Annotated in this window: 24 protein-coding genes; 11 read left to right on the top strand and 13 right to left on the bottom strand. The window is 42.3% G+C overall.

What is annotated here, in order from left to right; translation table 11 throughout:
* The first annotated feature begins 47 nt into the window (after positions 1-47).
* The 3 genes from MHN02_RS13800 (at position 48) to MHN02_RS13790 (ending at position 2,818) form a co-directional block, all read left to right on the top strand.
* Complete coding sequence (locus MHN02_RS13800) at positions 48-1,373, top strand: DEAD/DEAH box helicase (RefSeq protein ID WP_014949518.1); 1,326 nt, start codon at positions 48-50, stop codon at positions 1,371-1,373.
* 242 nt (positions 1,374-1,615) lie between these two features.
* On the top strand, positions 1,616-2,149 hold the full coding sequence (locus MHN02_RS13795) for a hypothetical protein (protein ID WP_239246715.1): 534 nt from the start codon (positions 1,616-1,618) through the stop codon (positions 2,147-2,149).
* A 432-nt stretch (positions 2,150-2,581) separates the two neighbouring features.
* Positions 2,582-2,818, top strand: a complete 237-nt coding sequence (locus tag MHN02_RS13790; RefSeq protein WP_061485889.1) for a hypothetical protein — start codon at positions 2,582-2,584, stop codon at positions 2,816-2,818.
* 399 nt (positions 2,819-3,217) lie between these two features.
* On the opposite strand, the gene MHN02_RS13785 is transcribed toward MHN02_RS13790, so the two are convergent.
* On the bottom strand, positions 3,218-4,420 hold the full coding sequence (locus MHN02_RS13785; RefSeq protein WP_239246713.1) for a hypothetical protein: 1,203 nt from the start codon (positions 4,418-4,420) through the stop codon (positions 3,218-3,220).
* A gap of 451 nt (positions 4,421-4,871) precedes the next feature.
* On the opposite strand from MHN02_RS13785, the gene MHN02_RS13780 reads away from it, so the two are divergent.
* Complete coding sequence (locus tag MHN02_RS13780; RefSeq protein WP_061485887.1) at positions 4,872-5,189, top strand: type II toxin-antitoxin system RelE/ParE family toxin; 318 nt, start codon at positions 4,872-4,874, stop codon at positions 5,187-5,189.
* Positions 5,186-5,476, top strand: a complete 291-nt coding sequence (gene nadS, locus MHN02_RS13775; RefSeq protein ID WP_061485886.1) for a NadS family protein — start codon at positions 5,186-5,188, stop codon at positions 5,474-5,476. The genes MHN02_RS13780 and nadS overlap by 4 nt, the downstream gene beginning before the upstream one ends.
* 319 nt (positions 5,477-5,795) lie before the next feature.
* On the opposite strand, the gene MHN02_RS13770 is transcribed toward nadS, so the two are convergent.
* The 3 genes from MHN02_RS13770 to MHN02_RS13760 form a co-directional block, all read right to left on the bottom strand.
* Positions 5,796-6,044: an EF-hand domain-containing protein gene (locus tag MHN02_RS13770; protein WP_039220280.1), complete on the bottom strand. Its 249-nt coding sequence runs from the start codon at positions 6,042-6,044 to the stop codon at positions 5,796-5,798.
* A 52-nt stretch (positions 6,045-6,096) separates the two neighbouring features.
* A complete protein-coding gene (locus MHN02_RS13765) occupies positions 6,097-7,092 on the bottom strand; it encodes a rhodanese-related sulfurtransferase (protein ID WP_014979317.1) in 996 nt (331 codons plus the stop codon).
* A gap of 149 nt (positions 7,093-7,241) precedes the next feature.
* Positions 7,242-7,796, bottom strand: coding sequence for a VC2046/SO_2500 family protein (locus MHN02_RS13760; RefSeq protein WP_239246711.1), 555 nt, complete (start codon positions 7,794-7,796; stop codon positions 7,242-7,244).
* 121 nt (positions 7,797-7,917) lie between these two features.
* On the opposite strand from MHN02_RS13760, the gene MHN02_RS13755 reads away from it, so the two are divergent.
* Both MHN02_RS13755 and MHN02_RS13750 read left to right on the top strand, forming a co-directional pair.
* A complete protein-coding gene (locus tag MHN02_RS13755; RefSeq protein ID WP_061485884.1) occupies positions 7,918-9,558 on the top strand; it encodes a response regulator in 1,641 nt (546 codons plus the stop codon).
* A gap of 19 nt (positions 9,559-9,577) precedes the next feature.
* Positions 9,578-10,123, top strand: a complete 546-nt coding sequence (locus MHN02_RS13750; RefSeq protein ID WP_039227739.1) for a hypothetical protein — start codon at positions 9,578-9,580, stop codon at positions 10,121-10,123.
* A gap of 120 nt (positions 10,124-10,243) precedes the next feature.
* Here MHN02_RS13750 and MHN02_RS13745 read toward each other — a convergent pair whose 3' ends face one another.
* Entirely contained in the window at positions 10,244-11,086 is an 843-nt protein-coding gene (locus tag MHN02_RS13745; protein WP_239246709.1) for a DUF6279 family lipoprotein, read from the bottom strand.
* A gap of 176 nt (positions 11,087-11,262) precedes the next feature.
* Here MHN02_RS13745 and MHN02_RS13740 point away from each other — a divergent pair, with 176 nt between their 5' ends.
* Positions 11,263-12,267, top strand: coding sequence for an ATP-dependent 6-phosphofructokinase (locus tag MHN02_RS13740; protein ID WP_014949508.1), 1,005 nt, complete (start codon positions 11,263-11,265; stop codon positions 12,265-12,267).
* 111 nt (positions 12,268-12,378) lie between these two features.
* On the opposite strand, the gene MHN02_RS13735 is transcribed toward MHN02_RS13740, so the two are convergent.
* The 4 genes from MHN02_RS13735 to MHN02_RS13720 form a co-directional block, all read right to left on the bottom strand.
* Positions 12,379-13,206: a LytTR family DNA-binding domain-containing protein gene (locus tag MHN02_RS13735; protein WP_014949507.1), complete on the bottom strand. Its 828-nt coding sequence runs from the start codon at positions 13,204-13,206 to the stop codon at positions 12,379-12,381.
* 1 nt (position 13,207) lies between these two features.
* Positions 13,208-14,281: a histidine kinase gene (locus MHN02_RS13730; protein WP_014949506.1), complete on the bottom strand. Its 1,074-nt coding sequence runs from the start codon at positions 14,279-14,281 to the stop codon at positions 13,208-13,210.
* Positions 14,282-14,428: 147 nt separating this feature from the next.
* Positions 14,429-14,890 carry an Mpo1-like protein gene (locus MHN02_RS13725; protein ID WP_014949505.1) on the bottom strand — a complete coding sequence of 154 codons (462 nt, stop codon included), beginning with the start codon at positions 14,888-14,890 and terminating at the stop codon, positions 14,429-14,431.
* Between the two features lie 60 nt (positions 14,891-14,950).
* Positions 14,951-15,634, bottom strand: coding sequence for a PilZ domain-containing protein (locus MHN02_RS13720; protein ID WP_101564611.1), 684 nt, complete (start codon positions 15,632-15,634; stop codon positions 14,951-14,953).
* A 192-nt stretch (positions 15,635-15,826) separates the two neighbouring features.
* Here MHN02_RS13720 and MHN02_RS13715 point away from each other — a divergent pair, with 192 nt between their 5' ends.
* Positions 15,827-17,653 (top strand): PDZ domain-containing protein, encoded by a 1,827-nt coding sequence (locus tag MHN02_RS13715; RefSeq protein WP_101564610.1) that lies wholly within the window; start codon positions 15,827-15,829, stop codon positions 17,651-17,653.
* A 96-nt stretch (positions 17,654-17,749) separates the two neighbouring features.
* Here MHN02_RS13715 and MHN02_RS13710 read toward each other — a convergent pair whose 3' ends face one another.
* The 3 genes from MHN02_RS13710 to yejK all read right to left on the bottom strand — a co-directional run bounded on the left by MHN02_RS13710 (position 17,750) and on the right by yejK (position 20,745).
* Positions 17,750-18,658 (bottom strand): M23 family metallopeptidase, encoded by a 909-nt coding sequence (locus tag MHN02_RS13710; protein ID WP_239246707.1) that lies wholly within the window; start codon positions 18,656-18,658, stop codon positions 17,750-17,752.
* Positions 18,659-18,696: 38 nt separating this feature from the next.
* Positions 18,697-19,572: a 6-carboxytetrahydropterin synthase gene (locus MHN02_RS13705; protein WP_239246705.1), complete on the bottom strand. Its 876-nt coding sequence runs from the start codon at positions 19,570-19,572 to the stop codon at positions 18,697-18,699.
* 66 nt (positions 19,573-19,638) lie between these two features.
* Positions 19,639-20,745, bottom strand: a complete 1,107-nt coding sequence (gene yejK, locus MHN02_RS13700; RefSeq protein ID WP_014979307.1) for a nucleoid-associated protein YejK — start codon at positions 20,743-20,745, stop codon at positions 19,639-19,641.
* Positions 20,746-20,904: 159 nt separating this feature from the next.
* On the opposite strand from yejK, the gene MHN02_RS13695 reads away from it, so the two are divergent.
* Positions 20,905-21,123, top strand: coding sequence for a DUF1414 domain-containing protein (locus MHN02_RS13695; RefSeq protein WP_014949499.1), 219 nt, complete (start codon positions 20,905-20,907; stop codon positions 21,121-21,123).
* An 8-nt stretch (positions 21,124-21,131) separates the two neighbouring features.
* Entirely contained in the window at positions 21,132-22,658 is a 1,527-nt protein-coding gene (locus MHN02_RS13690; RefSeq protein WP_039227748.1) for a DUF3413 domain-containing protein, read from the top strand.
* A gap of 535 nt (positions 22,659-23,193) precedes the next feature.
* Here MHN02_RS13690 and MHN02_RS13685 read toward each other — a convergent pair.
* Complete coding sequence (locus MHN02_RS13685; RefSeq protein WP_239246703.1) at positions 23,194-24,042, bottom strand: putative RNA methyltransferase; 849 nt, start codon at positions 24,040-24,042, stop codon at positions 23,194-23,196.
* Positions 24,043-24,061: the final 19 nt, after the last annotated feature.

The raw sequence follows: 24,061 nt of genomic DNA, 5'->3' as shown, positions 1-24,061 counted from the left end.
TTAAGGGATAATGCGCCCGAATGTCATTTTAAAAAGGCTATACCTTCTTGCTAGTTACTGATTTACCTGTTCACCACAAAATTATTTCAAAGCTCGAAACGAAAAACATTTCGACGCTAACCGAAATTCAAGAACGCACTATGCTGCCTGCTATTCAGGGCAAAGATATAATTGCGTCATCAAAAACGGGGTCAGGTAAAACCTTCGCCTTTTTAGTGCCAGCTATAAACAGGCTAATGTCGCAAAAAGCCCTTAGTCGTCAAGACCCACGCGCACTTATTCTTGCGCCAACTCGTGAGCTAGCCAAACAAGTTTTCATTGAAGCTAAATCAATGTGTACCGGGCTAAATCTTACTTGTTCACTTATTGTGGGTGGTGAAAATTATAACGACCAAGTTAAAGCGCTTCGCCGTAACCCTCACATTATCGTTGGTACCGCTGGTCGTGTAGCGGACCATCTATTAGATAAAAGTGTGTATTTAAACGGTTTAGAGTTGCTTATCTTTGATGAAGCCGACCGAATGTTAGACTTAGGCTTCTCTGCTCAGCTTAAAATGATTAACGACTATGCTGATCACAGAAAGCGTCAAACTATGTTGTTTTCTGCCACGCTCGATAATATTGAGCTAAAGCATATGACGACGCAGTTAACCAAAGGCGCTGTTCGTGTAGCTGTAGGAGACTCAACCGCAGAGCATGGCGATATCGAACAGAAGTGCTTCTTTGCAGACAATGTTGATAACAAAGATCAAATTTTACAGTTTGAACTAGCCAATCGTACCTACAACCAAGCTATCGTATTTACAGCTACCCGTGAAGATACCGATAGAATTGCAGCACTGCTTAACGAACAAAACTTAGAAGCTATTGCGCTTCGTGGTGATATGCTACAAAGCCAACGCGCAGCAGTAATGAGTGCGTTTGCTCGTGGGCAGCACAGTATTCTGGTTACTACCGACCTCGCCTCTCGTGGACTAGATCTATCAAAAGTTGGATTGGTGGTTAACTTTGACCTTCCTAAGAACGCGGATGAATACATTCACCGTATCGGCCGTACAGGCCGTGCTGGGCAAAAAGGCGAAGCATTCTCGCTAATTGGCCCTCGTGATTGGAACAGTTTCGAGGGGCTTAAGAATCACCTTCAATATGCGTTAGAGTGTTCACCGCATGACGAATTCTCGGCGTCTTTTAAAGGTTTTACGCCGAAGAAAAAAGTGTCAAAACAATCAAATGCGAAAAATGGTAAAAAGCGCGTAGCAAAACCAGCAAAACCTGGCACTAAAAAACGTGTCGATACCATGTCTGGAGAAGATATTGGTATGGTTCCTGTGAAACGCAAGCCAAGAAACACTCTGTCTGACGACGACGAATAAAACTCTATATCGTAGTTTGAACCATCACCGCCGCTAGTCACAATTCACTATTCAATAGCGGTGTGTAACTTTTCACTTTGTTTTTAATCACATTTCCTGCAGCCCTTTGATGGAACACTTCGCCATCATATGCTCTACTATGCATATAGCAACAAGTCGATTGTGCTGACTACACGCTTCAACTGTTTGTAACAAAGCGTGTAAGCGGCACAAACTCCCCCTTTAAAATGGATTTTAACCACATGAAATTTATAAAGTTCGTATCGTTAGCTTTGTTTATAGTAATAGTCGTTGTGGCACTCTCCTATGAAAAAATAATAGCACGCGTATTATTGCCGCAGTACATAGAGTGGGCACATGAAACAGATATGAAAGGCTTAAAAATAGGTCAACCGTTGAACGAACAAGAATTGGCGCTAGCAGCGGAGATAGGCATAAAACAGCCTAAAAAAGTAAGAATTGTTTATGTAGATGAAGTGCCATATCCCTACGAAAACTTCGCGCTTAAAGTGTTTGGCGAAGCCGTTGGACTTGTTGGAGAAGGAATAATAAATAACGCACAAGTTTTCGGCTATTCGATTTATGCTCGTAAAGATTTCGAGCTTAATAGACCCAAGTTAGCCCACGAATTAGTGCATGTGTTACAGATTGAGCGAGCCAGTTTAGATGAAGTTGTCACCCAACACTTTTTCGACATGGCTGAATACGGTTACGATAAAGCCCCACTAGAAGTAGAAGCGTCCGCAGCCAATAAAGTATACAGCGCTGATTGGTAGTCTTTACTACATAGCATACTTTTTTAGCTTCGCCCAACGTGTAGGTTCATCTGTCGAGGCTTTGAGTTCTGCTATAGACAAGTTGTGGACGAATAGATTATTGACTAGCTACTTCTGCTTTGTGCCAAAAGCTGCCGTTCAAATATTTGTAATTGAACGGGCGAAAAGTACGTATTGCAACCTTTCATTTGCCTAATATGAAGCGAGTGACCCAATTACGCATTTGTGTCCTAGCATTTATTGGCCTTAGTTTCTTGCTGCCATTGGTTGCCTAGGCTTTCACAAACTCGATAACAATGGCAGTATAAACTGTAACGAGTGGTAGCTTGGTAAAAAACGCGCAAATTGCGCATTGTTAAATTGTTATACTGATAAGTGACAAACTAGAAAATCACTAGTAGTCGTAAAACTCTTTTGAAATAAGGAAGTTCCATGAAAAGTCGTACAAAGATAGCTTTATCAATAATTGCTTTCACTACTGTAATTAGCTTGCAGTCGTTCATCCTATATCAACAAAATCGAGCCAATAATACTCTTCAGTTCAAAGTAGATAAGCTTCAGAGTCAAATTGACCAAGCAAGCAAAGCTAATCAAGGCCTTCTTTCAAAAATAGAAAGGTTGGAAAGTAATTTAGAGCTTAAGCCTCGTAGCCTTCTATCTATGAATTAATTGGCTATTCGTTTTACAACTCAATTAACTCACTATATTCGCTGGGACTCATGCACGTGGCCTGACCGACTTCGTTCGGGCTTAGCCCACGTACTAATCAACATAATTTGGCGATGCGTGTCCGCTCCTTCTTTTGAAACCAATCATTCTGTGTGGCTGAAGTGTACGTAGAGCCGTTAGTTCATTTCATCGTCAAGATTTTAGTACACACTGTCAGGCTTACTACTTCACCTCTGAACTCGTAACCGTCTCTAATAGTGCGAAAACTAGCAGTACACCGAGCCAAACTCAAAAATTTACATCGCTCTTAGAGTAGTCGATTTGCTTCAATTCGTACTATCTCACTACGAGTAAAGCTCAAATATTGAGACTTGAGCGATTAAATTCGTTATTAATAGGCTAACCATCCAGATTGTGTGTAGAGTTTTCTTGAACGTATTCTCTAATTATTTTTTGAGCTTCGAATGACCCAATAATTCCAACTAGCTTTTTGATGAAAGATTCAGGAAGAAGCTCATCGCTCTCATAGTTAGCTAGTGTGTCTACCAAATCATCAAGTGATGAGTTGTTCTTTGCTAGCTGCTCATCTATGGCCTGCCAAAATGCTGCGCCTTTAGTGTAGAAAAATAGAAGGTTTTCGTTACTTGGCTCCACCTCTCCTATTTTTTTCGATAAATCGCCTTGAGCATCTTGCTTTCGAATTAATTCTTCAATAGCCGATTCATACGTCGGCTCTATGAGTCTGAAGGCCTTATGGGTGTAATATTCGGTAAGGCTTTCAGAAATCCAAAAACTTAAAGGAATATCAGTTAACGTATGAATTGTTTCGTGAGCAACTAAGTGTGCAGTATGTTCAAATCTCTGTTCATTGAGTTTGCCATTATTGGTTACGTAATTGACAACCCAAGAGTTATACCCAGCAGCACCTCCAACAGTTCTATATTTTTCATCGATATTAACGAAAATAAGATCCCAATTTACAGGACCATTTTGAGTATTAAATATGGGTCTTAGATAGGTTATGAGCTTTGACAATTTTTCGTTAATTGCATTCTTTTTGCTACCTAGCAAAATATCATCAGCGTATATATTGGCTTCAAATAGGTGATTTGATATTAGTATCGGCTTCCCCCCCCAAGCTTTTATCAAAGGGGCTTGGTTCATGGTTGGGATCGGAGAACAGCTTTTTCCATTGATACACACTTGTGATTCCACTATTCCTTTAATTCTATGGATATCACCCCATTCAAATAAGATCCAATGACCGCTTGAACTATAGACGTTTTGTTGAGAGGAAATATCTATTCCATTTATATCTAAGGGCTTGAAGCTAATGTCCCACGAAACGCTGTCACACTTTGTTTCTTTTTCAAACTCAATCTTACTTACCTGATTTGATAAATGACATTTTACTTCTGAAGTATTGGTAGAAGGTATAGCCCTTGAAGGGTTTAGGACAAAATGACCTAAATGTGAGGTGTCAATGGTTACACTCTTCAAAAGAAGGTTATTGTCATTAGATTTAATATCGTATGTGAGTATTTCTTTTGCCTTTATCACAGGTGAGAGCAAACAAAAGAGTAACGCTATTTTTAGTGCCATTTAGCTTATGTTCCCGTTCCTAATTCACGCTAGGCTTATGAGTTGTTTTTTATGTAAAAGTTCGTAAAGCTTACATCCGGTAACTTTTTAATTATTAGCAAACAACTGAAGTGAGGACGAGGTTAGATTCGTCCATTTAGAAGCTACGGCCCACATTGATTCGTAAGGTTTCTTAACTTCCGCTCCTTGTCTATTTCAGAATTTATTTGAATACTCTTAGGCGGGAAGAAATAATAAAGAAACTGAACGATATTCAAGTTCTGCTGCTAGCCAAAAAGATTTCACCAATCTTGATTGATACATTAGATGCTTACAATGATGTCTAGAAAGTTAAGGATATTATCCATACTTCTACGAAATGTGATTTGTTATTTTTGGGGAAAGGTCAGCTGAGTTTTAAATATTAGCATACGCCATTGGCGTATGCTGGTGTTAGTGTTATAGTTAACGAATGGTAATTATTGAAACACCCATATTCACCAAGCTCATAAAAGAGCTGATGAATGATGATGAATACAAAGACTTGCAGGAAGCACTTGTTAGCAGGCCAGATAGAGGCTCATTAATTAAAAATAGTGGTGGCCTTAGAAAGGTACGCTGGGCGCTGGAAGGAAGGGGTAAAAGTGGTGGAGCTAGGGTTATCTATTATTGGATGACCGACAACGACCAGCTTTATATGCTGTTGGCATACCCAAAAAATGTGCAGGATAATTTGACAGATACGCAGCTTAAAGCGCTGAAGAAGATCGTAGAGAGGTGGTCAGAATGAATGGTGACATGTTTGAACAATTGATAGAGAGTGTGTCTCAGGCAGACGATATCATCAAAGATAAGGCAAAGCCTTCCCGTACAACTGAATTTGCTGAGCCTCAAGTAAAAGCCATTCGTGCAAAAACGGGGTTAACACAAACCCGTTTTGCTGACGTTTTGGGGGTGAGCAAACGCACGCTAGAGAATTGGGAACAAGGCCGACGCCATCCAACAGGTCCTGCTCGTGCTTTGCTTAAGATCTTAGATGCTGATCCTAAGCACGCCTTGGAAGCACTTAATCACTAGATAGACAATATTAACCGCATGATAATGCGTTCGGCAATGCATTTAGGAGTTACGACGAATATCCGCTCCTTGTCTGAAGCGGACTTGCGCAAAAGTTATGTCCAACGTCCGCTTCACGCTCGAAGCCGACATTGAAGGCTATTCAAAGGAAGCTATATCTCACTCCCAACACGAAACACCAAACTCAACACATAAAAAAACGAGTGCTTAAAAGCACTCGTTTTCACTTGGTTCTTTTACGTGGCCTAGCCCTCGTTTTCACGCTTAGCCTAGCGTGTCGAAAAGCCTCAGTCGACGATAAGTGTTACTAAGTTTAAACTTAGTATTCCCACCATCCTTCTTGCCACCACTCCAAAAACTCTTCAAAGTCGATGTAACCGTCGTCGTTACTATCGATAAGCTTAAAGCCTTCTTGTACGTGGCTAGCTTTCGTTTTTGGTGAAATAACGGTTAGAAGCTCGATGAACTCCGGCAAATCGATTTGGCCGTTGCCATCACGATCGAAAAAGCTGAAGTCCTTTCTAATTTCTTCAATTTTAGATTCTGAAAGTTGAGTGCTCACTCGCATTCCTTATTTCAACTGCAATAAGCACGAGTGTAACGCCCTTCTTTCAAGCTGTCTACGCCTGATTTTCTTTTGCTTTAAGTGCACGTAAACGTTGAGCTTCTGCTTTTTCCTGACGCTTTTGTTCCATGGTCAAACGCGCTTCCGTTCCTACGTGCTCTTGTTGACGCTCTTTTGCCAGCTGAACCTGTTTTTCACGTTCTCTAAAGCGAGCAATTTGATCGTCGGTATGGGTACCAAAGCAGTGTGGGCAGCTTACACCCGGCTCATACTTATCACTCTGCTTGTCTTCTTCAGTAATTGGAAGTCTGCACGCGTAGCACTGCTCATAATGGCTTTTCTCTAAGTCGTGGTTAACTGCAACGCGATTATCAAATACAAAGCAATCGCCTTCCCACAATGACTCTTCTTTCGGCACATCTTCAAGGTACTGTAGAATACCACCTTCTAAGTGATAAACCTCGTCAAACCCCTGCTCTTTCAAGTAAGCCGTCGATTTTTCACAGCGAATACCACCGGTGCAGAACATAGCCACTTTTTTATTTTTTGACGGGTCGAGCTCTTTCGCTACGTATTCAGGAAACTCACGAAACGTTTCGGTTTTAGGGTCGATAGCGTGTTTGAACGTACCTATTTCAATTTCATAACCATTTCGCGTGTCAATAACCGTAACATCTGGGTCGCTAATAAGTGCGTTCCAGTCTTTAGGTTTTACGTAAGTACCAACGGTTTTGCGAGGGTCAATACCCTCAACGCCCATGGTCACAATTTCTTTTTTCAGTTTTACCTTGGTGCGATAGAACGGCTGTTCATCGTGAAGAGATTCTTTGTAAGAAATAGGATTAATACGCTCGTCGCTGTTTAAATAAGCAAGTAATGCGTCGATACCTTCGCGGGTACCAGAAACCGTACCGTTTATCCCCTCGTGGGCAAGAAGAAGCGTACCTTTAATGCCATTAGCTTCCATTGTTTCTAGAAGCGGTTGGCGGATTTCTTTGAAGTTTTCAAGCGCAACAAATTTATACATTGCGCATACAATATATTTAGACATATTTTAACCTTTGCTGATTGGAGCGTAAGACCAGTGCAAAAATGCGGCGCGCAATATAACAAAAAGGAATGATAAAAACTAGGGCGGATACGAATAAGCGCTCGCACGTCAACGCAAACTTAGCACGCAACAACGAATGGAAATAACTGCTACGCAATATTCTCAAAAGATGTGAAGTGTGACGAATTTCCTTGTTGTGAATGGAATTCTTTATCTTGTGATGAAAGGATATCGTATAGCAGCGTATTATCTTCCTTCACGGTGTTAGTGTATTCCTTTTTTAACCGCTTTTGTGTTGCCAAACTACAATTATCTACTACATCGTCGGGTAGACGTTTAGCATCATCAGTTTGTGAAAGTGGAGAGGGATTCATACTTAAATATAACCTTGCTGCCGCATAGTCTTGAGATACTAACTCAGACAAAACGCGCATTCTGCCCCATTCGCTTTCATTAGCAGCTAGCGATGGCCTTCTATAATAATTTAACGATGCAAGCTTGGATTCGATGCTGCTTTTATCATCAGATTCTGACGCTACCGCTTCAATTTCAAATGGCTCGGCAACACTATGTTGCTGCATAGCAAGATATAAAGAGAACAACGCTCCCTGCGCAGATGCTTTAGCAAGCACACCACTGCGCTCCCAGTATATACTGGGGTCAATAGGTATTTGCTCACGAGCTTCGACAGTTTCTTGCGACATTCTTATTTACAACTTCATATGTATACTTATGTTTTCGGCAAGATAATGTTTTTCTTAAGCTTATTATTTAAAATTAGATATACTCCTATAAAGTAATCGCGCGCTCATTCATGGATTTGAAATGCAATTTAGCAACAAACAAGTACTGATTGTTGAAGACCAACGCCCTTTCCTTCTTTTATTAAAGGGGCTGATGCATTCGATGGGCGCATCTGATGTAGTTACGAAGTCATCTGCTGAACAAGCGGTATCACTATGTAAAAAACATAAGTTTGATATTGTCATTTGTGATCTACACTTGGGAGCTGACAACAAAAATGGCTATGAGCTCATTGAAGAGTTGCGCACTCGAAGGCTTATCAGTCCCACATCGGTGTTCATTCTGATAAGCGCAGATAGCGCTCGACCGATAGTGTTGGGTAGTATTGAACGTAGACCCGATGATTTTTTAATTAAGCCCTTTTCTCAAGTTCAGCTGAAGTCTCGTATTGTTCGTGCGTGGCAAAAAAGACAGTTTCTCCAGCAAGCGTTTAGTCTCGTTGAACAGGGTGAAATAAACAGTGCGATCGACCATATCGAAGCGTTACTTGACGCCCCTTCCCACTATAAAGGTCACTGTGAACAGCTATTAGTCGAGCTATACTGGCGTATAAAGCAACCCGATAAAGCGCTAGATGTGTTACGTGACTACATTGACGGAAAACCCGTGCTGTGGGCACAAATAGCTATTGGAAAAACTTACTTGCTTTTAAAGGAATATGAGAAAGCGATTTCAATTGCCAAGAGAACGCTAAAGCGTAACCGGTTCAATGCAGACGCTCACGATATTCTTGCGCAAGCACACCAAGCCACCACAGCTGGCGACAAAGCACTAGATGCAATAAAAGAGGCAATAAAATTGTCGCCCTACTCCCTACCCAGGCATTTCAAAGCCTGTGAAATAGGTCGGCAAAATGACGATTTAGTGCTGGCAGCGAGTTCAAGCCAAGCGATCTGGGATTTATCAAAACGAACCGTTCACAAAACAAGTTTACACTGGTGCGGTATTATCCGAAGCCTTTTAGATGTCGCAGAGTTTGCAGACGACAAGCGCCAGCGCAATAAGTATCAGCAAGAAGCATTACTAACTCTGCAACGAGGAAAGTTTGATGAACATCTTCAAAAAATGGACAGAGATTTTGACGTAGATATATTTGGTACAATCGTCAACGCTAGAATTAGCGCTATAGACGGCAAACTGATTGATGCCAAACGCCACTTAACAACGTCACAAACACTGCTTGACGATAAGTACACGGAAGTTCCTACCGCGTTTATTCCTGACAGTATTAACGTTATGTATAAACTGGGTGAGTTTGATGATGCGCTACAATTGAATGCACTTTTAACTTCAAGACAGGATGAGCTCGACCAAAACAGTCTAAACATGCTGGATGCGCAAGCCCTCAATGCTCAGAAAAACTTAGCCAGTTATCAACAGTTCAACCGAGAAGGCATTCAACACTATCAGCAGCAAGATTACGAACGTGCTAAGGCTTCGTTTGCCCTTGCTCAAGGCTTTGCTCCTGTAAATACAGGGGTTGCGCTTAATCTATTGCAATGTCTTCTACAAATTGCAATCAAAGAAGATAAAGCCGAAATGAAACTCATTAATGAGTGTAAGCGGCTGTTTAAATTGATTGACGATATGTCACTTAAGGCGCCTTACAAAGAAAAATACACCAACCTTAGAGATGAACTCTCTAAATATATTGGCTTTTGAATTAGAAAACTGGTGAGCTATGAGATTGTTAGTTTTTTTACTGGTGGCAATTTTAATCGACGAGGTTAGCGCCAATGAACAGGCGCTAAGTCAGAACGAGTCTTTTGTACTAGCCGATGCTGGTATTCACAGAATGACATTTGAAGAGCTAAACAGTGGTGAAATATTTGTTATTCGCGGATTAAAAGTACCTAGCACACAGCAATTCGAGGGTAGTCAAGCTAACGAGAAACACCTCCCAAAACTCGTCAAAGTTAAAACTGGCAAATACTATCTAAAATCGATAACTCCAGCTTTTTCGAACATTGGGGTAAGACGTTTTAAAAAACCTGAATGCGATGGCTGCTTTTTCTCGCTTCAACCAAGCGCGGTTTCTTATCTGGGTAGGTGGAATATTGATTTAGAATACAAATCAAGGAATAAGGTAGAGTGGCATATACAGAGGCAGTATTCCTACGAGAACCTTAAAACATTAAAACAAAAAAACACTAAATTGACCGAACTTCCCCTTTTCGTTGCTAACGAAGAAGGTAAGGTTCTTAAAATCGATTGGAAAGAATTATAACCTAATACCTTATTTAGTACTGAGTGCTACCACCATAAGTCGGATCTTTCTTCTTGTATTACGAGAAGACCAGTACTGTATCGACCGAGCTGAATGTGTACTGAGCCAAAGTATTACTAATTAATCCATAAAATTATCAACCGTTTCGATTAGCTCATCCACGTTTTCAATCAGTGTTTGACGCTGTTTCCCTGAAAGAGTTGAAAATATCTCGGCCAGTAGCGTTGCTGTCACAGTCATATTATGAGCACTACTTTGCTTGTACACATCGCTTTTATAATTATCCGGATTTTGCATTAGCGACACCAATTCTTGCTCAAACCTTTCGTTTTGCTTGCGCGAAACGAATAGCTTTCTTGCCGCAGTTTGAATGTTTCTGCGATACGTTATCCAAGCGTCACCTGTAAAAATAAATTGTTGTGCGTAGGTGCTAACAATTTGTTTTTGCTCTTTACTTAGATCTCCAATACGCTCACTTATTGTTTCTTGTATTCGCTCAATTCTATCTTTAAGTCTCTCTGCTTCAGACTTTTCCAGCGCCTCTTGTCGCTCTTCCTCTTCTTCTTTATTGTCTTTTTCTAATGCCGCAAATAGGGTGACAACTTGTTCATCATCGAGTGTTTTAGCTATAGCCGCTAGTTCAGGACTGACCTCGTCTCGTACGCGCTCCCAATGCGATCTAGCTAGCTCAAGGTTGTTATATACAATACTCGAATTAAGGGTGTCATTCTGAATCTGCTTTTTTATATCCTCTAATTGCGCTTTATAACGAGTAAGTTCACTCTTCTTGTGCCAGCTCAACCAATTTTGTAAATGCGCATCAAACTTCTCCTCTTGCTCATCTTTAAGCTCGATGTAATCGTCCATGTACCAATACACCCACCAATCCAGGTTGTTATAAGCCAGCTTAGAACTGCATGAAGTAAGAAAAATAATAAAGACAACAACCAACAATGAACGCATAGTATTTCCTTTTTTACGTTAGTTACGGCGTGACAAGCAAAAACGCTTATTGCTGTGTACTGAAAAATTGAATTTTACTTTGATATTACGCAATAAATATCCGCAATAGAGAACTTTACGTTGCACAGCCTTTACTCTACTTTAATGGCATTGCCTGTAAAAAGAAGGACTTTAATGTGTCAAAACGTGTCGCAATTTTAACCTCTGGTGGCGACGCCCCAGGTATGAATGCATGTATACGTGCCGCAATTATTGCGTGTCAGAAAGCTAACTTCACCTTGCTTGGCTACAAGCACGGCTACAACGGATTACTACAGCAAGAGTTTATTCCTCTATCTCTTGATTCAACGCACAATCTTATCCAGCAAGGCGGCACCATACTACACAGCGCAAGGTGTAAAGAATTTAAAAATCGTGAAGGGCTTATCAAAGCGGCTGATAACTTGAGACAGGCCGAGATCGACACACTTATTGTAATCGGTGGTGACGGATCTTTTCGCGGCGCAGCAAAGTTGAGCGAACTATGGGATGGCCAGATTCTTGGTATTCCGGGAACAATTGATAACGATATAGCGGGTACTGATGCCACTATAGGCTACTTTACCGCAATAGATACCGCCATGAGTTCTATCGATAAAGTTCGTGATACAGCTGATGCCTTCGAACGTATTTTCCTTGTAGAAGTAATGGGTCGCAATGCTGGCTTTTTAGCATTAAATGGTGCCCTTTCCGCGGCGGCTGACTATGTGGTTGTTCCTGAGTTTTTTGAATCCGCTGAAACTGAAATCAAAAAGATCGTAAACCAGATCAAAGCGCAGCGTGCCTTGAAAGGGCCCGTCAGTTTTATTGTTGTAGTTGCTGAAAACGTTTGGCCTAATGGCTTAACAGGATTAACCGAAGCTTTGCAGTATCACAATATCAACGACGTTAGGCCAGTAACCTTGGGGCATGTCCAACGTGGCGGCTCGCCGGTAGCACAGGACCGACTACTCGCCACTACTCTTGGCGAATTCGCCATAAGCTTAGTAGGAAGCGACGTCACCAACATAATGGTTGGTGAAGTTAATCAGCGCCCTATTACCGTACCCCTACCCAAAACTTGGGAAGAAACAAAGCCCCTCAATCAAGCTCGGGTTGACGCTATGCGTACCCTAATGAACGAAAGATACAGCTGCGACTAAGTAAGATGGTTCAGACGCTGTTTAACCTGAAACATTTGTAGATTGTAAAAACAAAAAAGGCGGTGTTTTATAATAAAACACCGCCTTTTAGTACTTAAGGCTCAAGTTTCTTTACATCTTCATTGCCGCTTTCACTTTATCACGATGACTGCGACTCACTTTAAGTTCTGTATCATTTTGAAGTATTAAATGATACTCGCCACTAATATGGCTCACTAACTTTTTAACAAAACGGATATTAGCAATAGCTGAACGGTGCACTCGAACAAAGAACTGTGGGTTTAGTTCCTGCTCAAGTTCTTTCATGGTTTTGCGCATTATATGCATGCCATCCAGTGCGTGAACGCACATATAATCACCTGCAGCATCAATCCATTGAATGTCTTGAACGTTTACGCGCGTTACTTCTGAGCCATCTTTAATAGCCAATACATCTGGGTATGGATTGGTTTCAACCGGCTCACCATTAGCTAACTTGCGTAAAATCTCTTCGCAATCATCGCCAGTAAGTTCAGCAACAAGGCTTACCAATTTTTGTGACTGCTCATCTTGATGCTGAGTTGAGTAATATTCACGTACTTTGTTTAACGCCGCACCTAAGCGCTCGTCGTCTGCTGGCTTTAACAGATAATCTAAAGCATGCACGTCAAATGCTTTTATTGCGTAGCTGTCATAAGCAGTTACGAAAACGATCATGGGAATGGGCTGTTTCAGTTCGCGCAACTTGTGAATAACCTGAAAGCCGTTTAAGCCAGGCATTTGAATATCTAAAAACACCAAATCTGGACGATGTTGAGAAATGCTACTTACAGCCTCTAGGCCGTTCTGACACTCTGCAAGCACCTGCACATCATCATGACGCTCTAACCTGGCACGAAGGCCCTTGCGTGCTAAAGGTTCGTCGTCCACTACAATGGTTTTAATCACTTGCTTTGTCATGTTATACGTCCTTAACTTCATAGGGAATGCGTATTCTAACTCGCACGCCTGAAGGCTGATTGTGTTCTATAGAGAATGCAAAATTACGATGATAGAGGGATTGCAAACGCTCTTTTATATTGGCTAGGCCTACGCCGTTTTCTCGACTAAGTGTTCCGTCTTTGATATCTGCACCAGGTCCGTTATCGGCAACATCCATTAACAAATCATTGCCAAATGTACGTGCCGTAATCGCTATACGTCCACCATTTTCCATCTTAGATATGGCGTGCTTTATTGAGTTTTCAATAATGGGCTGCAAGATCATGCTCGGCACAAGTGCACTTTCACACCCTTCATCGATGTCCCATAGCACTTCTAGACGATCGTCAAAACGTACCTTCTCTATCTCTAGATAGAGTCGTAATGCCTTTATTTCCTGACCTAGCGGTACTCGCTTTATCGGGTCGTTGTCTAATGAATAACGTAGAAAGTCACTCAAACGCGACACCATCGCTTCTGCTGTGTCGTTCTCTTTTAAAAGAATAAGGGTTGAGATAGCGTTAAGCGTATTAAAGAGAAAATGCGGGTTGAGTTGATAGCGCAACATCTTTATGTGAGCTTGGTGCGCCATGGTACTCGCCTTTAACGCGTTCTGCTTCTCTTTTTGAAGCATTTGGAAGTTCTTGATGCCAAAGTACACACCACTCCAACAACCCACCATTATTAGCGAGTTAATAGTGTTGGTAAAATACATATACCATTCGTCTGGGCGATATCCGTGCTTGTAGATTTCCCAGTAGTTAATGTTTTTTACCACTGCCCATAGCAAAGCAATTAAGTAGCACGACACAATCACTATGATGATCATGTTGAGCGGTGATTGCTTTCTTGCCCATCGATAGATGTAGCGAAGCGGAATGGTTAGCAACCATCCCGCATAGGCATTAAGCATGATGATGAAAACCCAAATGGGTCGAACATCATGGAGAAAAGATCCGATGTAATAAATTATTGCGAACCCTGCCCAGCCTGCACTGTGCAACGTCCAAAATAAACGTTCATTACTTTCTATTACACGCTGAAAGCGACTCACAATATTACCAATTTAAAAACTTATAAGAAGATTATACGCAAGCCTTGCCACGACCCAAGCGCCTTGGTCGTGCCCCTTATGCTTCTTGTCGCAGGGCAAAATCTTGAAATTAGACATGTTTTGGCTATATCAATTCGCTGATTAAGCTCAGTAACTGATATTCATTCTTTTCAGCCAGTGCACCCACCACCAGGCTGGGCCAACCAGCAAAAAGCGCAAATCGTCAAAAAACGAAGGCTTTTTGCCCTCGATATGATGGCCAATAAACTGCAAAATCCACATAACGACAAACAGTACAAGAGAAAATAACCATACTGAGATACTGAAGTGGTCTAGGGTATTAACTGCACCGAAACACAGTATAGTTAAGAGGGTCATTGCAGCCCCAATCGGACCAGACAACATAAAATAATAATACAATACGGGAACCGCTATGATATGCGCCCACGTTATATCGAATTGCGCTATCATTTCAGGTACCGGCAAACTCCACAGCAAACCTATCGTTACGAAATAGATGCTGGGTACGGCAATAGCATGGATGATAACGTTGGTCTTGTTTTGGTGGCTTTCACCGTACTGCATTAAAAGTCGCTCAATACTTCTCATGTAGATCCCCTTAGCCTGTTTTTTTGATTATTATCTAAAGAGCACCCAACTATTGTTTTCCTACGTTAACAATGTGTGTCGGGACAACAGCGTTTTTATCAATTTTTCTTCACAGGTAAAGGCGAGCCCATAATAAACCACATCACTCTCAAGCTTATGATTTTTAACTTTTGCAGTAAGCGCTACTTCTTTACCGTCCAACGAATAGTTTAGCTTAACCTCAGCTTCATCGAGCATTACCGGCCAATTTGGCTTGACCTGTAACGCTACTTTGCACCCTTTTTCACTTAAATCTATGATGATCCCCGTTACGTTTTCGTCACTGGGATAAACGTCAGCTTCTAACGTTACTGAAACGCCAAGTTGAGCACGCTTTACAGCGCGAAGCCCTATACTTTCAATACGTTTCGGAAAGGTTGTAATAAGTAAGCCTGATGGCTTGGAAAGCAATTTGAGTACTTTCACTTTAAACGCAATAACCTGGCCAGTGTCACCCTCAAGCACAGAACGCACCACGATATCGTTGCCAACAGTCAGTGCATCCCTAACGGTAATCCACTTCGCCGATGTTGGAATATGAAAAAGCAAACATTCATCAATAAGCATGCCTATGTAATCAGTCTTCACACGCTTTGGCGCTGCAGGCATAGCAATTTGTAAATCTACTGTATCGCCGGGTACCAGCGTACGCAACGATTCCAAATTATCTTCGCTTAGTAAATTGCTTTGTATTTTTTCAGCCATTTGTATTTGTTATTGCTGGATTTAATGTCATTTAACTCAATGTACGCATCAAACAAAAACTTATCAATACTACGATTGAAAACCATGTTCAATAAACGTAAATATTGCCCCTTAGTAGCAGGCAATCTATTGGGATTAACTCAATAGGTTGATATAGTTGAGGGATAGTTTTGCTTATCTTTTCGGACGTTTATGACCTCTGCTCTTCGCTATACGTTAACTATTTCCAATTGGCGTGCCCATCAATTTACTGTCGCGCTGCAAATACCTGAGCATTCTGGCTCATCAATTGAGCTTAGCCTTCCAAGCTGGATCCCGGGAAGCTACATGGTGCGCGATTTTGCAAAAAGCATTATCGAGCTAACTGCAAACACTTCTGAAGGTCATAGTACTGAAAATGTTGGCGATAGAAGCGTTTATAGCCTTTCGGTAACTAAGCTCGATAAACAAACTTGGCGTGTAGACACAGATGGAAAACCATGTACGGTCGTTTACTCGGTTTATGCCAACGACTTATCTATTCGCTCTGCTTTTGTGAACGACCAATATGCGTTTATAAATGGAACCAGTGCGTTTTTAAACGTTTCCGGCTTCGAGAATGTGCCGTGTGAGGTGGACATTGAGCTTAACGACAGCGATTCTGCAACCTCGAATTGGAAGGCTTATACGTCAATGCCTTCTCGTTGTGAACGCACAAGCCCGTCTCGGTGGCACTTCGTTGAAAAAAATTACGATGAGCTCATTGATCATCCCATTTATGTGGGCATTGCAGACACTCACAGCTTTGAGGTTGACGGCATTACGTTTACGTTACTTTTCTCAGGTAACAACAATATTGATTATGAGCGCATAGCAAATGACTTAACGCCAATTTGCAAGCACCACCTAGATTTGTTTGGTGCTCCACAACCTATTAATAACTACCTGTTTATGACGCTTCTTGCCGACAATGGGTTCGGCGGTTTAGAGCATAAGTATTCTACTGCCCTTCTTTACCCTCGCTTCGACCTTCCTCAAGTTGGTGAAAGTGTGAAAAAAACCGACAGCTACATCACATTCTTAAGTCTGTGCAGCCATGAGTTTTTCCACACATGGCATGTTAAGCGCATTAAACCTAGCGTAATGGTGAAACCAGACTTATCTCAAGAAACATACACGAATCAGCTGTGGATTTATGAAGGCTTTACCAGTTTCTATGATGACGTCACCCTTGCTAGAGCCGGCGTTATTGAACCACAGAAATACCTCGATATTGTTGCGCAAAATGTCAGTCGACTTTTGCAAAACGCAGGTCGCTTTAAACAAAGTGCAGCAGAAAGTAGCTTCGACGCATGGACAAAGTTTTATAAGCAAGACGCAAGCGCTACTAACAATATTGTCAGTTATTACACAAAGGGTGGCATTATCGCCCTTGGGTTAGATTTACTCCTTCGTAAACAGTCAAACGAACAAGTGAATTTAGATACCTTGATGCAGTTATTGTGGAAACACTATGGTGTGGATGAAAAAGGTACGCCTGATGACGTGATCCAAAATCTATGTACAATGCATTTTGGCATTGATGTTTCAGAATACTTAAATCGCGTGGTGTATGGCACAGACGATGTAGAATTGGCTTCGTTAGTATCTGAAATGGGCGTTAACTATGCGGTTCGTGCTCGCGTGTCAGGTGAAGATAAAGGCGGTGCCTCCTCGCTGCCTGCTATTAAAAATCAGCTTGGCGCCACGTTAAAGCCAGCTACCTTCGGACTTACGGTAATGCAGGTATTTGAGGGTCTTGCCGCAATGAAGGCAGGTGTTCTTTTAAACGATGTCATCATTGGGCTAGACGGTCATATCGTCAATGCCCAGAAGCTGCAGCGCCTATTAGATAATGCCCAAACGTCGCAGGTGGAGTTAACGCTTATTCGAGACGGGCGGCTTCTAACCCTGCCTCTTGAGGTAACTCAGGCAAGAAAAGAAATGGCTTACTTTGAAATCACTGATGAAGAAAAGCTTAATCAGTGGCTGGGGAAATAACTCCGCCCTGTAGCGTAAAAACTAAAAAGGCGCTTTAAGAGTTTACCTGAAAGCGCCTTTTTCTTTATGCCTGTTAAAACTAAATCAAATTAATCATTACTCTTCGGGAGACCCCGAAATGATAGTCTGTGGGTCTAAACGAGTGTTGCCCAAATTAATACGCCAATCCAGATGCGGGCCTGTAGAGCGCCCTGTTGAACCTATCGTTCCAATCTGCTCGCCTTGCTTAACGGTTTCACCCACTTCTACCGTTATAGTGTCCATATGAAGAAACGTTGAAAACACGCGCATGCCGTGGTCGAGAATCAAGGTGTTACCCGAATAATAGAGATCATCAGCCATTGTTACCACACCATCAACTGGGGCATACACAGGCGTGCCCGTTTCATTGGCGATGTCCAAACCATAATGCGGCCATTTCGGCACACCATTTAGAATGCGCTGACTACCGTAAACACCGGAAATAACGCCTTTCGCAGGCCACTCAAACCGGGTGAATAATGCATCTAAATCAGTATTACCGCTTCGCGCGTTAGCTACGTTGATATTGTCTTGCTTAATACGCGCCGTCACTTCTGCTGGCGGAGAAACCATTTTTTGCTCTAGCCCGTCAATACGCTGAATGTTGTATTCGCGTTTTTCAAGGGTAATGTCTCGCTGCCACTTTTGGCCGTTGTCTAATTTTACAACCAACGTTTGCTGCAGTGGCGCTTCCCGTTCAAAGCCAACAACAAATTTTCCGTCTTTGTTGGTTTGAACACTTTCGCCATTAAGCGTTACTTTGGACCCAGCGGGAGCTTGCCCGCGCAGTAAGGCGCCTTGCGTAAACTTACCGTTCAACACAACGTTTACTTGCTCTTGACTAGATAACGCTTCGTTTTGGCCGTTTAACTCTACATCTGCGTAAGCAAATGGCATAGAGGCAACTGTGCTAATTGCCACTACACAACTCATTACACGAGATAGTGCGCTATGCAATGCGTTTCTTGAAAGCGTGAATGCCATAGTTGTTTCCTTTCCCTATAACGAGCTGTGGTCAAATGTTAACCCTTTACTGTGGCGCCTTTACCTACGCCCTCATAAGCGATAACTTGGCAAACGCCGTCAGGCGTGCGTTTCTTCTGCTCTTCAAGCAGATACTGCGCCAAACACTCAACTGTTGAGTCGGTTTCGATGACTTCACAATCTGACTTAGGAATTAATAGTTCAAAATAGCCCTGTGACGACTCGTAAGCAAAACAGTAGTAATCCGCTTCATTTGAAACTTGACCTTTAAGCTTTCTGTCGCTGTACGCTATTTCGTCTTCACGGGTGGCTATATAGATGTCGGCCCAACGGTCAGCCCAGTACTGCTGACTTTCAACACACACTTTGCCGTCAAGCATAATATCGATTCGCGAACGGTGACCGTGCGCTATGCGCTGACAATTACCGTCGTGCTTTTTAAGCCCGTGGGTATAGTGATAATACGGAGAATTAATGACTTCTTCACGTAAATGCAGCGTAATGTTTTCAACGTTTTCTGGAAGATGAGTCGCCAATACTTCTTTTAAGTAAACGCCAACAGATTCCATGTTTATCTCATCAGAATAAACAAATGCATAAGCTTCAGCGGGGCAATGTAGCATGATGCTACGCCCATCAATGCAGGTAAAGCGCGCTTCTACCTGTTCAGAATCGTCGTCGTGAATAACCTCTGAACCTCTGTATTCAGCAGGTACAAGCAACTTGTGATCAACATATTCGTCGATTAGTCGCTTTAAGTTCTTTTTCACGTGACCAAAGTCTTGAACCATGCTCTCTTCGTTGAGCTCACCGTCCAAAATCACATCGACAATCCAGCTTTCCCCTACCATGCCGCGTTTTGGGCAAAGGTAAGAGAAGTCCATCACTGTCAAATCATTTACAAATAATTGCATAACACCCTTGAATCGAGTTTATATTCTACTAACTAGTATACGTTTTTTATCTTTGCTTCGCAGCGACTAGTCCATTGAAGATTGGCGATTAAGCTGATCTTTTAAATTAGGTGGAATTCCACGGATTGTTAGCGTATCCGTAGCTGGGTCGTAAAATACCCGATCGCCCATTAGTTTGCGTTCGAAGCTAAGCGATATACCACCGCCCTGACCGGTAAATTTAGCAAGTTGTTTCAGCGCTGCAGGGTCTGGCTGAATTTCTTTTTCAAGCGGTACTTCCATAGACTGTGTAAACGCAGAAAAGTTACTGCTAGTTTCTTCATTTTGTGGAAGTCGGTTAGCCAGTTCATCTACCGATAAACTCTCGCCCGCATCAATCTTTTCTTTAAAGTACGATTTAACTTCTTCTCTATGCTGGTGCTGCTCTTGCGGGTCTAGTGACTCACTGGCAAGGTAGGCATCCACCGTAGAAATCAGTTGTTTATTTTGCTGTTTAACATCAACCAGCTCTTCGCAGCCTACAAACTGCATAAAGAAGTCTGATACCTTACGTCCCATTCTACCTTTAATAAAACTAACGTAACGCTGCTGTTCTGGCTGAATATCCCACTGAGTTAAATCGAACCGCACAGCGAGCTGCATTTTTGCTAAATCTAAGTGTTCACGCGCAGAAAGGTCTAAAGAGTTTGTCACTTCAACGTGCGAGCGGGTATTTAACAATGCAATCATCAAATACTGTGTGGCTAAATACTCATACTGGCAGAAAATAAGAAAACCGGTCTCAACCGTACCCGTTTCTGCCAAAGTGCGAACTAAGCGATTGGTCGCTGATACCGAAAACGCATGGAATGCATCTTCAACGTTATCACCCGCCGCTTTTTGAATATCCATGTATTGCTTAAGGCCTTCCGCGAACTCTGCTACGTTCTCGGTGCTTTTTTGCGTAGTCGCTTCGCCTTCTTCGTTTTCCACTTTTGCTTCACGGGTAACTTCCGTCACGAAGTGGCCAACCCCTTTTCCAGGTTTAGCATTGAAACTGTGGTTTATTTGATGGGCAAGAAGCTCGATTTCCGGAGTAACAGCTAAGCAGTTGTCACGTGGAATTGCTTCAATTTTCTCTTCTTTGTTTACAATCAAACGATGTACAACAAAGTGATGAATCAGTGCACTCATAGAGTATCGGGTGTCCTGTTGCTTAAAAAGTGTCAGAAATATCCAAAGAATTGCGGGATTTTAGAATGAATGATTGTACTCACTCAAACAACGATTATAATCATTTTACGTGTAAAACCATTCTTTTTATCAAAGAAATCATAAAAAAGAGGCGTAGCAATGCCCCAACAGAGCCGCTATAGCAACGACGAATTCGAAACGCTAATGAATAACGTTATTCTAACCCTTGAAGAAGGCGGTGCAAACCGCGATCTTTCACTTATGGTATTAGGAAATGTCATTACGCACATTTTAAATACTCAGGTAGCCCCTGAAAATCGCGAAGCCATGGCAACGCAATTTGCCGACGTACTCAAGAAAAGCGTTAAAAATAGCTAAGGGATTGCATGATACTTGCCGAATCACCTCGTCGCCAGCGTGTTACTAAACTGGTAAATTGGGGGCATTGGTTTGCCTTGGCGAACATTATCATCGCCATAGTTATTGCCTCGATTTTTGTTTTCTCATCACCTATGCCTGGCACAGGTGTCGGCACCTTGTATCTTCTAGCCAACTGGTTCGGTCATATTGGTTTTATGACTTTTTTTGGCTTTGTTATTTTTATCCTCCCTCTTTGCTATTTGGTTAACAACCCCAGAGTCATAAAGGTCAGCGCGTCTATTATTGCAGCTGTGGGGCTAGCGCTCTTGGCTTTCGATGCGTTGCTATTTAATCGCACAGGCTTCCATATTAGCTTTCACGCCGCGGATTTACTGCGCAGTGAAGCTCAGTCAACAATGGCGATAGAAAGCTGGCAACAGTGGGCATTTTTATTTCTTCTGTTTATCGTTTGGCTTGGCTTCCAGCTGGTCTTAGCCAATGCAATCTGGAAACGTGTTGAACGCTTCACTCGCCATAAAGTGGGCATCCCTGTTACTACATTTTTTGTCAGCTGTTTTGTTACCAGTCACGCTATACACGTGTGGGCTGATGCCAAGTTGTATCAACCTATCATTAAGCAGGACAACATGTTTCCGCTTTCTTATCCTGCGACTGCTAAAACGACTATGTCGCGTTATGGCTTGCTTGACTTAGCGGCTTATGAAGAAAGAAAACAACTTCAGTTCAACCCTGATATTCACAATATCACTTACCCAGCCGAGCCGGTTTATTGTTCTATTGAAACTAATAGAAACTTAACCGTGGTTGTCCAGACTGATAACGAACAGGTGGTGGACTTAAGTAACATTAAGCGCAACACCTTAAACAAAGTAGCCAATTACTATTCGACGGCCAGCAGCATAGAAGGCTTAATGACTACTACGCTATTTGGTGTTCCCGAAATATACCAAGACGCTTTATCTCAAAAGCGTCCGGTGTTATTAGCGCTTCCATTGGGGTCTGGCATGCCGGTCTCTATTCACAGCGATGAAGCGTTGCCGTTGCCTCAATTAGCGGGATATTTGCAACCACTGAGCAACAATCATGATGGTTTGCATATTGCGTTTTTGAAGAGTGCTGATATCGAAAGCTATGTGAAAAACACGTTGGCGCGCAAACACGATGTGATTGTTGCAACTGGCTTTGGTAGCGAAAGTGGCAAAGGCACGCTGTACAGTACCCTTAAACTGAATGCTAGCTTAGCCAGCACGGAAGATTTAGCGCCTACCATTTTAGGAGCATTGGGATGCAACGCCCCTGCTACGTTTTATTCTACTGGCCAAAGCTTACTTTCTCCTTCAAGACCATGGCTAGTTAGCACCTCTGGTGAACGCATTGTTGTGTTCCATGACAATAAGCGTACTGACGTACTTAGTAACGGCAGCTATGAAATAAGCGACATGGCGACCGGCAAGCGCAGTAAAGAAGCGCTAAATGTCGATTTATTAAGTCAGGCTATTAAACACCTATCACGATTCTCAACACAGAATTAAAATTCTGGCGGCAGACTAAGGAAAGTCTGCCGTTAAGCGCTTCGGTGTTATGTACAACCACCCAATATGAGTTACGCATAACCACCCATCTAATTGTTTTGCATAAATAATCTAGAAAACCAGCACTTAACGAAGCACCGGCCCAAACGGGTTCTCGCAACACTCTGTGTTAAGGACGCAAACTAATAAAGACTATAGTTTTAGGCCATCTAGCTAGAGGTGTGGATGTCTACCCACCATTGAATCCGATGGGTAATCCACTTTATACCAATCCGCAAAGATAATTGCCCACTCAGAAGGCGCTGGCAAGTTTCCTAGCGAAGCGTGGGAATGCAGGAATGGCTGTTTCCTTTCAAATTCCCAGAATGAAGCTAGGAAGCTTGCCAGACATTCCCGAAGGGCGAGTTTAAAATGTCCGTACACTTTGTTGTGTTACCTCGATGTAGAACCACTATACCTGCGGTAACACGCCGCGATTACGAACATTTTAACTCTCGCTGAGTGGGTAATGATCTATGCGGACTGGTATTAAATATTACTGTGGTGTTTTTTGCCATAGCTGAATATGGAAGTCTGCGGTTACGCTTTTCAACGTTTCAACAATCTCATCGATTTTGCCGTTTGGCAGTTTCCAGTAAAACGGCGTCATTTTGATAAGTGCCAGCGCATGTTCTTCGCTTTCGAAATGGATAGGAAAGGAAAAGCATTCATTGTAAACCCGTGTAAGCCCATCTCGTTCTTGGTTGTCGATTTCATGCTGTCTTGGATTGTCGTACACCAGCTGTTTAAGCTCAAACAGGTGTTCAGGCGCAGGATCGACCGTCACTAAAAGGCCATTATTTTTAAGAGCCCTCACATATTCTTCATTACTCCCAGGTGCGAAAACCTGAATCATCACGTCTTGCGAGTTACTGCTTAGGGGTAAATCGAAACTGCTAGCAACAACGAACTGTGCTTGTTTGTACGCTTTAGCTGCCAGCTCTACTGCGATTTTGGCGATATCGCTACCTGCTCCTTCAACCTTTAAACCACTCGCTGAAAGTCCTTGTACCATCGCATCCAAGTAACTCCCCTCACCACAACCCGCGTCATAAACCTTTATGGCATTCTTTGATGCTTCTTCATTGGTTGCCGTTTCATTTAGTACCTTTTCCACCAGCGTCACTAATTTATCTTTCAACGGCTTATAGGCATTTAATTGATGGAATTCCCTTCTGGCTCTGACCATTGCTTTGTCGTCACCCGGAAGTTTCGATTTTTTAAATTGAACGGGCAAAAGGTTAACGTAACCAGATTTCGCTTTATCGAAGGTATGGTTGTTTTCGCAGCGAATAGGCGTTGTATGTAATGAGATAGGGAGTTTACAAAGTGGACAGTGCCACATGACAGGTTCTTTTTACTGA

This window comes from Alteromonas sp. CNT1-28 (assembly GCF_022348345.1).
Classification (GTDB): Bacteria; Pseudomonadota; Gammaproteobacteria; order Enterobacterales; family Alteromonadaceae; genus Alteromonas; species Alteromonas macleodii.
This window is presented reverse-complemented; position numbering and strand designations above follow the sequence as displayed.